Genomic DNA, 14090 nt, shown 5'->3' with positions numbered 1-14090 from the left:
TGTAGGGACGCCGGTCTAGATGTCCAATGGCCGCGATATATGTCCAGTCGATGTCCAACGACCGGTGTTCTGTCCACAGCGGACTACCGGGGCTACGGCAAGCCGGGGCAAAGGCGACGGAAGCCCTCGACGAGCCCGTGAAACAGGGCAGGGAAGGAGATTTCTATGCGGATTTAGGTTGCGTGATACCGGAGACGTTGTGCACTGGCGTCCTGTTTGTCCGCAGCGTGTCCAGCGACCGGACTGATGTCCAGTGATCTACCGTGCCAGTTGGGATCATGTCTTCTATCTGGGGAGATGGTAGCGATGGTGACTGATGCTCAATTGAGCGTCAGGGATTCCACTGGCGCGGTGTCGACGTACGAGGATCTGTCGCTGGTTGACCTTGCCGCGACGGTGGCTGGGTGTCCGTGGCGGGTTTTTCGATGGCGGCAGGGACAGGCGCACTACTCGGGCTGGTATTGGTCGGTGACGATGGCGGGCCATGTGGTTTATGAAAGCCGGCTGGAGCTTGCCCGGCTCCTGCTCGCCGATTTCGATTGTTCGGTGGTGGGAATCGCGGCGCAGCCTTTCTGCCTGACCGCGGAGGTGGATGGGCGGCTCCGGCGGCATGTTCCGGACTTTCTGCTGGTGGACCCGGGCGGGCTGGTGACCGTGGTCAATGTGAAGCCGGCGGAGCAGCTGGCCAGGGAGAAGGTCGCGGAAGCGTTGGCCTGGGCGGGCCAGGTTTTCACGCGGGCCGGCTGGTGCCATGAGGTCTGGTCGGGGGCGCCGGCGGCGGTGCTGGGAAATGTGCGGTTCCTGGCGGCCTATCGGCGTGCTGATCGGGTCGACGCCGAGGCCGTCGAGGAGATCGATCGGACGGTCACGGGGAGGGTGGCTCTCGGTGAGGTGGAGGCCGGGTTGGCGGGCCGGTTCGCGGTCGAGGTGTGCCGGCCGGCGTTGCTGCATCTGGTGTGGCGGGGCGTGTTCCGCGTCGATCTGGACAGGCCGTTGTCGCCGGTGTCGGTGCTGGAGCGTGTGGTGTGAGCGCGACGGTGACGGTGACGATCGGGACGAGGCTGGTCCACGACGGCGAGATGCGCACGGTCGTCGGTATCGAAGCGCAGCGGCTGCGGCTGCGTGACGGGCAGGGCCGCGAGGAGCTGGTGCACACGGCGACGGTGCTGGCGAATCCCGCGACCTCGGTGCTCGGGGCGGACGGGGAGCCGGTGGCGCCGATGGAGGCGTTGGGGCCGGTACTGGACAGCCTGGACGGGCCGCGACGCGCCGAGGTGCTGGCGCGGCTCGGGCATGTGCGTGAGGTGCTGACCGGCTACGTCTCAGGAACGGTGACGCTGGCGGCTGCCGGTGAGCCGCGGGCGGCCTACGAGATGGCGGTGCCGTTGATGGACCGCTACGCGGCGAAGGCCGCGGAGGTGGGGGTGGACGTCCGGACGGTGCGCCGCTGGGTCCGCGCGGTCCAGACAGCGGGCGCCGCGGGGCTGGTCGATCAGCGCATGGTGCGGCTGGCCGATCCGTTCACCGGGGTCGATGAGCGGTGGTTGGCGATGTGTCGGCTGGTGCTCGACGAACACACCGACGCCAGCCGGCCGACCCGGCAGCTGCTGCTGGAACGGGTGGCGGCACGGCTCGACGCCGAGCACGGCGCCGGATCGGTGCGGGCGCCGGGGCGGCGGCGGGCCCGGCTGGTGCTGGAGGAGTTGTCCCGGGCCACCCACGCGTTCACCGGCGCGACGGCGGCGAAACGGTCGATCGCGAACCGGCCGACACAGCCTTACGGGCGGCTGCGCGCGACCCGGCCGGGTGAGTACGTGCTGGTGGACACCACCGGGTTGGACGTGTTCGCGATGGAACCGCTGACCTTGCGCTGGGTCCGGGTCGAGCTGACCGTCGCGCTCGATCTGTATTCGCGGTGCGTGACCGGCCTGCGGCTCTCCCCGGTGTCGACGAAGTCCGTCGACGCGGCGGTCGTGCTCTACGAGTCGCTGGTGGTGGACACGGCCCGGGGCAGCGGCGGCGGTCTGCTGCCCTACGCGGGGCTGCCGGACACCGTCGTCGTCGAGGCGGAGCCGGGGCTGCCGGGGGTGGCCGCGGAGAGCATCGTCGTCGACCACGGCAAGATCTTCCTGTCGGAGCATCTGCTGTCGGTGTGTCAGCGCCTCGGGGTGTCGGTGCAGCCGGCCCGGCCGCTGACCCCCACTGACAAGGCGCCGGTGGAGCGGTTCTTCCGGACCCTGCGAGAAGGATTGCTGGCGGCGTTGCCCGGCTACAAGGGGCCGGATGTCCACAGCCGTGGGAAGGATCCGCAGGGCTGCGCCTACTTCTTCGTCGACGAGCTGGAGACCGTGATCCGCCAGTGGATCGTCGGGATCTACCACCGGCGTCCGCACGGCGGGCTGGTGGACCCGGCGGTGCCGGGGTTGGATCTGTGTCCGGCGGAGATGTTCGCTCACGGTCTGGTCCGGGCCGGTCGGCTGCGGGTGCCCGCGCGGACGGATCTGGTGTTCGATCTTCTGCCGGTCGCCTGGCGGACCATCCAGCATTACGGGATCGAGGTCAACGGGCTTCGTTACAACGGCCCCGTGCTGGGCGGCTACCGCAACCGGCTCAGCCCGTTCACCGGTCGGCACGCCGGCAAGTGGCCGGTGCGCTACGACACTGACGACATCTCACGGGTCTACTTCCAGGACCCGGCCGACCAGCGCTGGCACACGCTGGTCTGGGAGCACGCCGGCGGTGTCGGGATGCCGTTCTCCGCGGACACGCTCGCCTACGCCCGCCGCCTCGCGCTCGCCGAGGGCCGTCACGTCGATGACCGGCTCGCCCTGGCGGACCTGCTGGACCGGTGGGACGCGGGGCTCGTGCGTCATCCCGCCGAACGTCGGATGGCGATCCGCGCGAGCGAGCAGCGCCAGGCCCGGTTGCAGGCCGCCGTCGGCGGCGACCTCGCGGCGGCCTGCGAGCTGCCGGCGGTCAGCGCCGGGCTGGAACCCGCCGGGACACCGGCGGGTTCGTGGCGGGCCGGTGACGACGACTGCGACGGTGAGCTGGACGGCGCCGCCGCCGACGAACCGGCCAGGATCGCCGACGAGGAGTTCTACGCCGACGCGCTGAGGGTCGTGCCATGAACCGCCCGGACGCGGTGCTGTCCGACCGTGACGAGCGGGACTGGAACCTGTCATGCAAGGACGGCTGGTTCGCGATGGTCGACACCCCGCCGAGGACCCGCCCGCCGCGGCACAGCGCCTGCGAGATCGCGGGGATGTCGCGGACCGTCCGGCTGCGTTACAACGAGACCCGTGCCCGTTGGCACGCCAACCTCGGCCCCGTCGCGACCCCGGGCATGGACACCGTCTTCGAGCAGCTCGACGAGATCTGCGGATCGAACCGGCAGGACGGGGAGAAGGTCAAACCCGCCGCGGTCCTCGACGCGCTTCCCGGGCTGGGCAAGACGACCGCCGCGCTGGCGTTCGCCCGCGCCTTCCACCGCGAACAGGTCGACCTCTACGGGCCGACGGTTCCCGCCACGGGCGGCCAGTGGCAGCGGGTGCCGGTCGTTTACCTCGGGCTGACCTCGAACACGACGATCCGCAGCCTGAACGCGATGCTCTGCCGCTTCTACGCGCTGCCCGCCCCTGACCGCGGCACCGCGACACGCCTGGCGAACCGCGCCGCCGAATGCGTCGCCGGGTGCAAGACCCGTCTCGTCGTCGTCGACGACGTGCACTTCCTCGACGTCCACCGTCGCGATGGCCGGGAGGTCGCCAACCATTTCAAGTGGCTCGCCAACACGTTCCCGGTGACGTTCTTCTTCGTCGGGGTGGGGCTACGCGCCCGCGGGCTGCTCACCGAGGGCCTGACCGGCGCCGACGCCGCGTTCTCCCAGACCGCGCGACGGTGGAACGTCCTCACCCTGACCCCGTTCGAGATCCACAGCGAGGCCGGGCGGCGCACCTGGCGCAACCTGCTCCTCGGTATCGAACGCGACCTGGTTCTCGCCGAACTCGGCCGGGGAACGGTCGCCGAGGACCTGTCGGACTACCTGTTCGCCCGCAGCTCCGGGCACTTCGCCTCGCTGATGTCCCTGATCGCCCGGGGCTGCTACCGGGCCGTCAGGACCGGCGCGGAAACCCTCACCGCCGGTCTGCTCGACGCGGTCCGCATCGACGAGGCCGCGGAGAAAGCCCGCCGTGACCTGCACGCCGCGCTCGGCGCGGGCCGGCTGACCAGCCGGCCCGCCCGCCAGACCACCACGCGCCTGGGCGGGGAGGGCGCGGCATGACCCGCCGGCTCCCGTTCACCCTGACACCGCTGCCCGGGGAATCGTTCGAGAGCTGGACGACCGCCTACGCGCGGCGCCTGCGCGTCACCACCAGCGAACTCACCCGCGCCCTCGGCCTCACCGCCGACCCGCCCCCGGCCGTCACCACGCCGCTCACGGTCGCCGACGCGACCGGTCTGACCCCCCGGACCTTCGCCGCGATGTTCCACCCTCCGCTCCCGGATCTGCCCCCGCGCACCCCCGACGCCCTGCGCACCGCGGCGACCGCGGGACGCACCAGCCGGTTCTGCCCGACTTGCCTGGCCGAACATCCCGGCCGGTTCGCCCTGGCCTGGCAGCTGCGCTGGACGTTCTTCTGCCTCGATCACGGCCAGCCACTCGCGGACCGATGCCCGCGCTGCGGGTCCACCCAACCCGTCCGGCACCCGTCCGGACGGACACCACCCGGTCATTGCACCCGCCACGTCACCGCCGCGGCGACCACCACCCGCTGCGGCTTCGACCTCACCGAGCCCCCCCACCCCACCTGCGCCGATCCCGCCGCCGCCCACACCGCCCAGCAGCTGATCGACCGCAGCCTCGCGCGGCTACGCCTCCCACCCGACGCCACCGCCCGGCACGAAGCCCTCGCCACGCTCACCGACCTGACCATCCTCGCCGCCCACATCGCGACGAACGACCGCCCCCGCCGCCAGCGAACACCCGTCGCGGGCGACCTGCGGGCCGACACCCTGCTCACCGCCTACCAGCTGCTCACCGCCCCCACCGCTGGCCGCCCGGACGACCCCCTCGCGCCCCTGGTCGCCCACCACTCGGCCGGGCCCCGGCCCCTGGCAGTGCCCGAGTCCTGGAAATCCGCCAGCCCCAGCCTGACAACCCGCATCGCGCACAGCCGCGACGGATTCCTGCGTCCCATCGAACGCCTCCGGCACGCCACCACCCTGCCCACCTTGCATCCCCCGACCACCGACCCCACCAGCGGCGAACCGGACCCGGCCGTCCTGCGAGCCGCACGCCTACCCGACCAGCTCTGGCCCGTCTGGACGATCCGTCTCCTCGACGACGACTCCCTCGAACCGGTGACCTTCCGCCCCGCGGCGATCGCGGCGCTTCTGCTTCCCCACAGCGCTCTGCGGCTCAACCAGATCACCGCCCTCGTCAGCGACCAGATCACCGGCGGCACCGTCGCCCACCAGCTCGGCAAACTGACCCGCGGCCCCGCCGGCAGCACCACGCTGCGCATCCTCACCGAACTCGCCCTGGCCTGCGACACCCACCCCATCCCGATCGACTACACGCGCCGCCGTCACCTCGCCGCCACGACCGAGCTGATCGACCGCGCGACCTGGAGAAGCTTCCTCGGCCCCGGGGAGCTGCGCCGCGGGCACCGACGCCGCCTCGATTTCGCCCGCTCCTACCTCTACGAACTCCTCACCGACGGCAACCTCGCCATCGCCTCACCGCCCTACCGGATCGTCGACCCCGCGCGACGCCCCGCCTACCACGAGTTCGTCCTCGGGATGCCCGCGCCGCTCGCCGACGATCTCACCAGCCACGCCCACGCCCTGCTTCTCCACGCCGGCGTCACCGACGAGCCGCTGCGCTGGGCCCCGCCAGCGCACTGGGTCCACACCCACGACTGGCCCGGCGCCGATCTCGAACACACCGACCCCGCCCCCATCCACGACCTGCTCACCCGCCAGCACCGATCCCCGCAGCAGGTCGCCGAAACCCTCCACATGTCGACAGAGCACGTCCGCCAAGCCGTGCGGCTACACCCGCTGCCACGCCCGCTCTATCCCACCCACCGCGCCGGAGCGATCCTCCCGCTCCACCCCGACACCAGCCAGCAGCACAAACCCGGAATCCATTACGTCGACCCCACCTGGCTCCACGAACAATACGTCACCTGGAAACGCACCCTCGCAGACATCGCCGACGAAATCGGCTGCGTTTACAGCACCCTCCGGGCTTTCGCGGAGAAACACGGAATCCCGCTACGTCCATCCGGCGGCTCACACCACATCCACACCCTCACAGGAACCCACCCCTCCCAACTACCCGAACCACTACGCAGCGCCCTCACCGGCCACCAAGCCCATCTCCGCCTCGAACGCTTCACGATGATCGTCCGACATTCCAACCTCACCAGAGCCGCCGAAGAAGCCGGCGTCACCCCCGCCTCCCTCTCCGAACAGCTCACCTACCTCGAACGCGTCTGCGGCGGCACCCTCATGCGCCGCCACCACCCCAGACGCCTCGACAGCCCCACAGAACTCGGACAGGCACTACACCTCCAGATAGAAGCCCACATCCTCCACGACACCACCAGCCACCCATGACGACACGAACAGGCACAGCGAAGAAATGGACAACCACCCCGGCCCCCAAGAAAGCACGGGAAACCCCCAGTGGACACGATCACGGCACCCGAATGGACATCTTCGCCGGCCTCCCTACACCGACGACGCCGTCCGGCCTCCGGCCGCCCCAGGACTGGGCGTCCACCGAGGGACGGTGGCGCCCGGTGGCGCCCAAGCCGTGGCCGTGTCCGTCCGGGGAGCGGCCGGCGGTCCTGCCGATCCGTCTCCGCGCAGGTGCCGCGCCGTCGGGCGGATACCGGCGCGCTGACCGTCGAGATGATTTTCGTGCTGCCGCTGGTGCTGACGATCGTGCTGATCCTCGCGCAGGTCACGGTCTGGGCTCATGCCAGCCACATCGCGCAGACCACCGCCACCCGTGCCCTGGCCGCCGCTCGCGCCGACGGCGGCAGCGTCGCCGCCGGCGAGCAGCAGGCGCAGGACACTCTCGATCAGCTTGGCCGGGCCAGCCTCACCAGTCCGCAGGTCACGGTCACCCGCGACGGCGAGACAGCGACCGTCCGCGTCCACGGCACCGCTGCCAGCGTGATCCCTGGGCTTCGGCTCGGGATCGATGCTGACGCGGCCGGGCCAGTCGAGCGCAGGCGGCCGGTCCCGTGACGCCCTTGCCCTCCCCGCCTACGGCGACGGGCTCGGACCGGGGGTCCGCGACGGCCGAGCTGGTGCTGATTCTGCCCGTGCTGCTACTCATGCTGCTGTTCCTCGTGCTGTGTTACCGAGTGTCCGATGCGCGCCTGCGGATGGCCGACGTCGCGCACCAGGCCGCCCGCGCGGCCTCGATTGCCGCGACCCCCGCGGAGGCGGTCGCTGACGCCCGCACCACCGCGCAGACCGCCCTGGCCGGGGCCGGGGTCACCTGCCAGGATCTGACGGTCGACACCGACACCGCCGGGTTGGCGCCGGGCGCTCTGGTCCGGGTGACGGTGGCGTGCACTGTTCGGCTTGACGATCTCGCGATGCTCGCGACCCCGGGCAGCGCGACCCTGCGTGCCTCCTCGACCTCGCCTGTGGACACGTTCGGCGACCGGCCTGGGCAGGCGTCGTGAGCCGCCGGCGGGCCGCCCACGGGCGGGATGAGGGGACCGTCACCGCGTTCGTTGTTGTCGTGGCCGCCGCGTTTGTGATGTTCGGTGGGCTGATCCTGGACGCCGGCGGCGCGCTGGCGGACAAGACCACCGCGATGGGGATCGCGCAGGAAGCCGCCCGCGCCGGCGCCCAGCAGCTCGACCTGACGACCTACCGGTCCACCGGCACGGTCCGGCTGCTGCCCGACGAGGCGGCCGGCGCGGCCCGCGCCTACCTCGCCCAGGCCGGTGCCACCGGCGCCGTGACCATCGTCGACAACACGGTGAACGTCGCGGTGACCGTGACCCACCACAACCAGCTGCTCGGCATCGTCGGCCTGGACACGCTCACCGTCACCGGCACCGGCAGCGCCCACCCCGCCCCACCCGCAGCCGGAGCAGCCCCGTGAGCCGACCCGCGTCCCACCGGCCGATCCCAGCTCGGCCGATCCGTCGTCGGCTCGCCGCCGGCGGGCTGGCCCTCGGCCGCCTCGTCCGCGCAGCCGTCGCCCTCGCCGCGCTCATCGCGCTGATCGTCGGGCTGCCGTGGGGGCTGGCGCATTTCATCGGCTGGCCGCTACCCCACCACGTGCCGTCCTGGGACGAGATCGAGGCGCGGCTGACCGGCCCGATGGACGACACCCTGCTGCTGGACATCCTCGCGGTCCTGCTGTGGCCGCTGTGGGCCGCGTTCACTCTCTCGGTCGTCGCCGCAGTGCCGGACGTCGTCCGCGAAGCCCGCTGGCCGTCGCACCGCCCGCCGCTGCCCAGCAGCGGGATGCGGGGGCTTGCCACGTTCCTACTGGGCGCGGTGCTCCTCACCGTTCTCCAGGCCCGCGGCCCCCTCACCCCGACCAGCGGACCCGCCGCGGCGCCGGCCGTCGCCACCGCACCCGCCGCCCCGCGGTTCGTCCCGGCCGCCGCCACCAGCGCGACCGATCCGGCGCTGCCGGCCGCCGCGGCGGGGACCGCGGTCGTGCAGCTACCGGCCAACGGCGTCTACGACTCACTGTGGCGGATCGCGGACCGCTGCCTCGGCGACGGTGCCCGCTGGCCGGAGATCTGGGCCCTCAACCACGGCGTTCTCCAGGCCGACGGGCGTGCGCTGACCCAGCCCGGCCTGATCCGCCCCGGCTGGGTCTTGACCCTGCCCACCCCACCAGACTCCGCCCCGTCTCCGGCCGGGAATGCACTGTCCAGCCCTCCGCTCACACCTCCGACCAGCCAGGCGCCCACCAGTCCCGCGCCGACGACCACCGCGCCGTCATCTGTCAGCCCACCGGCGGCCAGCCCACCCGCCACCCCAACCCCTCCGGCCAGCGCGCCCGCCCCGGGTCACGCCGCGCCGCCGGCGCCCGTCAGCCCGCCCACCAGCCCGGCCACACCCAGCCCCACCAGCGCGCCGCCGACCACACCAGCGGCGCCGCCTGCGCACCCATCCGCCCCGTCCCGACCGCCGGGGGTCCAGTTCCCCTCCGGCGGCTACCTCGGACTGGGCGCCGTCGCGCTCCTGGTCGTCGCGCTGTACTCCGTGCGGCTGTGGCGCCGGCGGCACTACGTCCCCGGCAGCGGTGTCCGCGACGACCTGAACGAAGCACCGGTGATCCACCAGCTCGCCGCCGCCTACAACACCGCCACCGCCGAACGCGACGCCGACGGCGAGCTCGTCGTCGTACGCCCACCCGGCGACCCACACATCACCGGCCGCTGCCACGCCGCGGCCACCGCCACCGCCCACGCCGCCCCACCCGGGACCCGGGTCGTCGGCACCACCGGCGACGGCCAACCCCTCGCGCTCGACCTCGCCGCCACCCGCGGCCTCGGCCTGATCGGACCCGGCGCCGACGCCGCGATCCGCGCCCTGCTCGTCACCCTGCTCGTCGACCGCCACCAGCCCGACGCCGCCCCCGCCGAGATCCTCATCCCCGCCGCCGACGCACGGCGGCTGCTGGGCGAGGACACCACCGCCACGCCGCCGCAGCGCCTGCACATCGTCCCCGACCTGCCCACACTGCTGGACCGTCTCGAAGCCGACGTCATCACCCGAGCACGACGAGCCGCCGCCGGCGAGGACCCCCGCCGCACGTCCCTGATCGTCCTCGCCGCCCCCGACCAGACCTCCGACCGCCGGCTCCAAGCCGTCCTCGACAACGGCTCCCCCCTCGGCGTCGTCGGCATCCTCTACGGGCAGTGGCGTCCCGGCGCGACCGCGCGAGTACGGCCCGACGGTGTCATCGGTGCCGCCAGCCCCGACATCGCCGCCGCCCTCGTCGGCAACCGGCTTTTCACCCTGCCCGAGAACGACACCGGCCAGCTGCTCGACCTGCTCGCCGACGCGGACGCCCCGGCCGCCAACCAGGAAGACTTTCGGCGCGCAAACCCTACCCAGGGGCCCCCGCCCCCACCACCCACCTCCGCGCCGCCCCCCAGTAGCTCCACGGCCGCTCCCGTGCCGCCGCCTCCCAGCGGCCGGCCGACGCCCGACGTGTCGCCGGCCGCAGACGAGCCGCCGGGCCCCGACGAACCGCTCCCGCCCGGCGGCGGGGCAGCCCCTACCGAGCCCACCTATGCGGTGCCACCGACGCCCGCTGCGGGCCCACTGCGCCCGCCGCGGGCGGCCACGCCGCTGCTGCTCACCCTGTTCGGCCGGCTACAACTGCGGTACCGGGCAGCACCGGACGGCGACTACCAGCCCGTGGACGGCATCGGCGGCCCGAGCCGGGAGATCCTGGCCTATCTCGCCGCCCACCCCGACGGCGCCGAGCGCCGCACGATCATCGACGCGGTCTGGCCCGACGACGGCAAACTCCCACGCCAGCGGGACAACCGGTTCTACGCCGCCATCAGCCAGCTACGCCGCAGCCTCGCCGCCGCCACCGGCGGGACGATCGACGACGTCTTCGACCACGACGATCGGCGCTGGCGGCTGCGCCGTGACCTGTTCACCGTCGACCTCTGGCAGGTTGACGAGGCCCTCGACGCACGCCGCCGTGCGACGACCACCACCGACGAACTCGCCGCGATCCTCCCGCTGGCCGCCACCTACACCGGCCACCTCGCCGACGACATCGCCGGTACCTGGGCCGAAACCCACCGCGAGAGCCTGCGCCGCCAGGTCTCCGACGCATTGGCCAGCATCACCGCCGCTGTCGGGGAGGAGAACCCGCGGCGCCTGGAGCTGCTGGAAACGCTGCGCCGTCTCGACCCCTACAGCGAAGGGCTCTACGTCCAGATCGCCCGCGCCCAGGCCCGCCTCGGCCTCCACGACGCCGTCGAGGCCACCTACCGCCAGCTCGTCGTGGCCCTCGCCGAGCTCGGTGAGCGGCCCACCCCTGACGCGGATCGCCTCTTCCAGGCCGCGAGGCGACCTGGCCCTCCAGGTACGCGGTCAGCCTGACCGCGGACCGACAGTTCCCGCCGTTCTACCGGCCGCGCCGCCGCTCGGCCCACGCCCGCCGATCGACCTCCAGCAGCTCCTCGTGCGCCGCCGCCCACTGCGCCATCGGCGCCACCAGATCCGCCAGTTCCTTCGCCGCCGGGGTCAGCCAATAGACCGTCCCGAAGGGGAACACGCGCTCCCGCATCCGCTCGACCAGCCCCCGGTGTTGCATCCACCGCAACGTCCGGGTCAACACGGCCTGCTGGATCAGCGGCTGCGGCCAGCGCCGGCCCCGCGGAACGTCATAGCTGCGCAGGGCGTGCAACAGGCTCGTATACGGCTGCGGACCGCCCGACAGCGTGACCAGCACATCGGGGAGCCAGCCAGGGCCCAGCGTTCGGCGCAGATCGTGCAGCAGAATGCGCCGATCAGCGTCAGACAGATCGTCAGTCCCTGTCACATTCACTCCCACGGAAGATCCGCAGACCCATCGAGCCTGCTTGACCGTTCCGCCGCGCAGCGCGACTACCTCGCCGCCCCGTAGCCCCTCTGCGTGACGGGTAGTTGCGACAAGGCTGCACTATCGCGCCGTAAGGTGACAATCCGGTATGCGGCCGTCACGGCGATGCCCAGGGGTTTGTCCACAGCCCCGCCACACAGAGATCTGAGCCAAATCGCGGCGCCGCAGTCCCGCCACCAGTGGGAACGCTGCCACCGTGATGGCACGACCGCTCCAACGCACCCAGCCCGCCGCCGACATGATGCTCATCACGTTGCGCGATCCCGCGGGTCCGGCAACCTCCGGACGGCTCCTCATGACGCCTCCCGCGAGCCCGCACTTCAGCCACAGGGCGACGATCAGATAGCGACACCGTCGTTGACGCCACCTCCGACGATGCAGGCAGCTCGGCCCGACCGCGCATCGGCCACCGGCACCCTCGGTAAAATGGGAGCCTCCACCGCATCCGCGTTCGTGATAGCCGCCCCTTCCGGAATCTCTCACCCACAACGCGCCCACGCCGTTTGGGGCGGGAATATGGCCACGGGCCGCGAGACTCGGGATTCATATCTCCGCCTAAATGGCGGGGCGATGACGGCGACTCCCTGCGGACTGGTCGCCGCTGCTGGTGAGCGCTGGCGCACCAACCTCCATCGCCGTCGGCGAACGCTGGCCGGCATCGCCAGCAGAAAGCCACAAAGCCAGCATCAGCGGATGCGTACAGATGCTCCCCAGCAGGCTGTGCTGCGGGCGGCGCGGGGCTGTGGCTGGCGGGTTCGCCAAGGGTGTCGGATGGCACGCAATCACCCGCGAACCGTGCTGACCGCCAGCCATCCATCCAAATCTCCACACCTCGGTGTATAGCTCGGTCGGAGATCTGGCAGGCCTCGGTGGGGGCCAGTACCGGAGCACCCGCGACCGGCAGGTGTTGGCCAGCGCTGACAGTGCCAGCACTATGCACAGCGAGGCCCTGACCAGCGGATTGGCCAGGTAGGCCGCGCCGCGGCCATGTCTCCCGGCGCGTGGCCACGGAGATTCGGCCCCTACAACCCACCAGGCCCCCCACCGGACCCCCCACGGGACCCCCCACCGGACCCCCCGTAAAGACGGGTGGGTGAACGAAGCGCTGTTGGTGCAGGCCAGACCAGGTACGGCACCCACCCGCGCACTCCGCGACTTAATGGCGAGGTAACGAGCTGATAGTCAATGCGGGACTGGCGTGCCGGCGGCGTTCGACTTCGTCGAGAAGCTGACCCTTGGGGATTGCGATATGCCCCTTTTCCCTGCCGTTAGCGTTCGGGCCTTCTCTTTCTCTTTGTCTTTGTGTTTGCTTTTGCTTTCTGCGATTCCACGCTCCCACCTTGCGCCCCCGAATTCATTGCCGTCATTCCTCTATCACCAAAAGAATCATGAATTGGCGGACGGTTGGGGGTTGCATTCGGGCGTGCATAGACGGAGAATTAGATATCGACACCGGGCGCGGGATGACACCCCCGGGAGTTCCCCAAAGCAGAGGAGAGACCTCGTGACCAACAATGCCTTTTCTTCGGACACACCGTCGGCTCTTCCGGGCGCGCGAGTCGAGCGGGAGGACATGGAGAGGGTGACGGCGCACGACTGGCACGCGATTCACCTCAAGGCACGTAAGTTCTGCCGCGTGGTCGACGCCACGGATTCGCGTAAGCGGATGGACGGAAACGCGACCTACACAGGCCGTGGCTACGGCACGGCGGACGTGAGCGACGACATCACGCAGGATGCGGTGTTGCTGTTCGCTCAACTCCTCGGGAAGATGATCCGGACGTTTGAGCCTGTAGCCTACTCCGTGGCCACGCGGGAAGCGGACTCCTGGCTCTACGTCACGAAGCAAGGCGGAACCTTCGTCGCCACCCGTGACAGCCTCCAGTACACCGCCGTGCGGGACGCTGCCCGCCGCAACGGCTACAGGATCGACAAGAAGCCGAGCGAGACCGACGCGACCCCCGGGGCGCAGCTGATGAAGACTGTGGCTCGCATGGAGTTCGTAGCGGTCTCTACGCACCTTGCCGCCAACAGTGAGGCCGTCTGGCGATACGCGTTCGGTGATGGCAGGGAGTTCCCGGTTCTCACAGACGTGATCAATGAGGGGAACAGGGCCGAGGACATCGGACGGGCAGGCGTCCTTTCCAAGGTGGCGCAGAAGCGCCACGGGGGTGCCTACGGTTCCCGTCGCGCCGTGATCCGCACCCGTGACGCTGCCCTGGCAGAGTTCCGGGAACTGTCAGAACGAGCTGACGCGGTACGGGAGATGATGACCTACCGTGCCACGCGGGATGGTAGGGAGGACTGACGTTCTTTCCTCGCGGGGAGGGCACCGGGAGAGTCTCCCGGTGCCCTCCCCGCGTTTCTGGCTCGTTTTCTGGCCGGACGGTCGGAACGCTTCCCAGCGCGTAACAAGGTGAGGGCAGAAACCGCCCGAACCAACCTGGCGAACACGCATCCG

General features: G+C 71.1%; 10 protein-coding genes. 9 read left to right on the top strand and 1 reads right to left on the bottom strand.

The genetic code is table 11. The features are described 5' to 3' along the window. Positions 1 to 246 precede the first annotated feature (246 nt). The 8 genes from AWX74_RS38190 to AWX74_RS42235 all read left to right on the top strand — a co-directional run bounded on the left by AWX74_RS38190 (position 247) and on the right by AWX74_RS42235 (position 11127). On the top strand, positions 247 to 1029 hold the full coding sequence (locus tag AWX74_RS38190) for a TnsA-like heteromeric transposase endonuclease subunit (RefSeq protein ID WP_200931457.1): 783 nt from the start codon (positions 247 to 249) through the stop codon (positions 1027 to 1029). Next, positions 1026 to 3131 carry a Mu transposase C-terminal domain-containing protein gene (locus AWX74_RS38185; protein ID WP_200931456.1) on the top strand — a complete coding sequence of 702 codons (2106 nt, stop codon included), beginning with the start codon at positions 1026 to 1028 and terminating at the stop codon, positions 3129 to 3131. The genes AWX74_RS38190 and AWX74_RS38185 overlap by 4 nt, the downstream gene beginning before the upstream one ends. Then, on the top strand, positions 3128 to 4285 hold the full coding sequence (locus AWX74_RS38180; protein ID WP_054571260.1) for an ATP-binding protein: 1158 nt from the start codon (positions 3128 to 3130) through the stop codon (positions 4283 to 4285). Before AWX74_RS38185 ends, AWX74_RS38180 begins: the two co-directional genes overlap by 4 nt. Further along, a complete protein-coding gene (locus tag AWX74_RS38175; protein ID WP_054571259.1) occupies positions 4282 to 6627 on the top strand; it encodes a TniQ family protein in 2346 nt (781 codons plus the stop codon). The genes AWX74_RS38180 and AWX74_RS38175 overlap by 4 nt, the downstream gene beginning before the upstream one ends. A 255-nt stretch (positions 6628 to 6882) precedes the next feature. After that, positions 6883 to 7266 (top strand): TadE/TadG family type IV pilus assembly protein, encoded by a 384-nt coding sequence (locus tag AWX74_RS38170; protein ID WP_114476467.1) that lies wholly within the window; start codon positions 6883 to 6885, stop codon positions 7264 to 7266. After that, positions 7263 to 7712 (top strand): TadE/TadG family type IV pilus assembly protein, encoded by a 450-nt coding sequence (locus tag AWX74_RS38165; protein ID WP_091287202.1) that lies wholly within the window; start codon positions 7263 to 7265, stop codon positions 7710 to 7712. The genes AWX74_RS38170 and AWX74_RS38165 overlap by 4 nt, the downstream gene beginning before the upstream one ends. Next, positions 7709 to 8140, top strand: a complete 432-nt coding sequence (locus tag AWX74_RS38160; protein ID WP_091287199.1) for a pilus assembly protein TadG-related protein — start codon at positions 7709 to 7711, stop codon at positions 8138 to 8140. The genes AWX74_RS38165 and AWX74_RS38160 overlap by 4 nt, the downstream gene beginning before the upstream one ends. Continuing rightward, positions 8137 to 11127 (top strand): AfsR/SARP family transcriptional regulator, encoded by a 2991-nt coding sequence (locus AWX74_RS42235; RefSeq protein ID WP_091287196.1) that lies wholly within the window; start codon positions 8137 to 8139, stop codon positions 11125 to 11127. Before AWX74_RS38160 ends, AWX74_RS42235 begins: the two co-directional genes overlap by 4 nt. Before the next feature lie 25 nt (positions 11128 to 11152). Here AWX74_RS42235 and AWX74_RS38150 read toward each other — a convergent pair whose 3' ends face one another. Beyond that, positions 11153 to 11569: a winged helix-turn-helix transcriptional regulator gene (locus AWX74_RS38150; protein WP_091287205.1), complete on the bottom strand. Its 417-nt coding sequence runs from the start codon at positions 11567 to 11569 to the stop codon at positions 11153 to 11155. A 1564-nt stretch (positions 11570 to 13133) separates the two neighbouring features. Here AWX74_RS38150 and AWX74_RS38145 point away from each other — a divergent pair. Next, positions 13134 to 13937 carry a hypothetical protein gene (locus AWX74_RS38145; protein ID WP_091287192.1) on the top strand — a complete coding sequence of 268 codons (804 nt, stop codon included), beginning with the start codon at positions 13134 to 13136 and terminating at the stop codon, positions 13935 to 13937. Positions 13938 to 14090: the final 153 nt, after the last annotated feature.

Source organism: Parafrankia irregularis, assembly GCF_001536285.1.
Lineage (GTDB): Bacteria > Actinomycetota > Actinomycetes > Frankiales > Frankiaceae > Parafrankia > Parafrankia irregularis.
The sequence above is the reverse complement of the archived record's forward strand: the minus strand, read 5'-3'. Positions and strand labels throughout refer to the sequence as shown.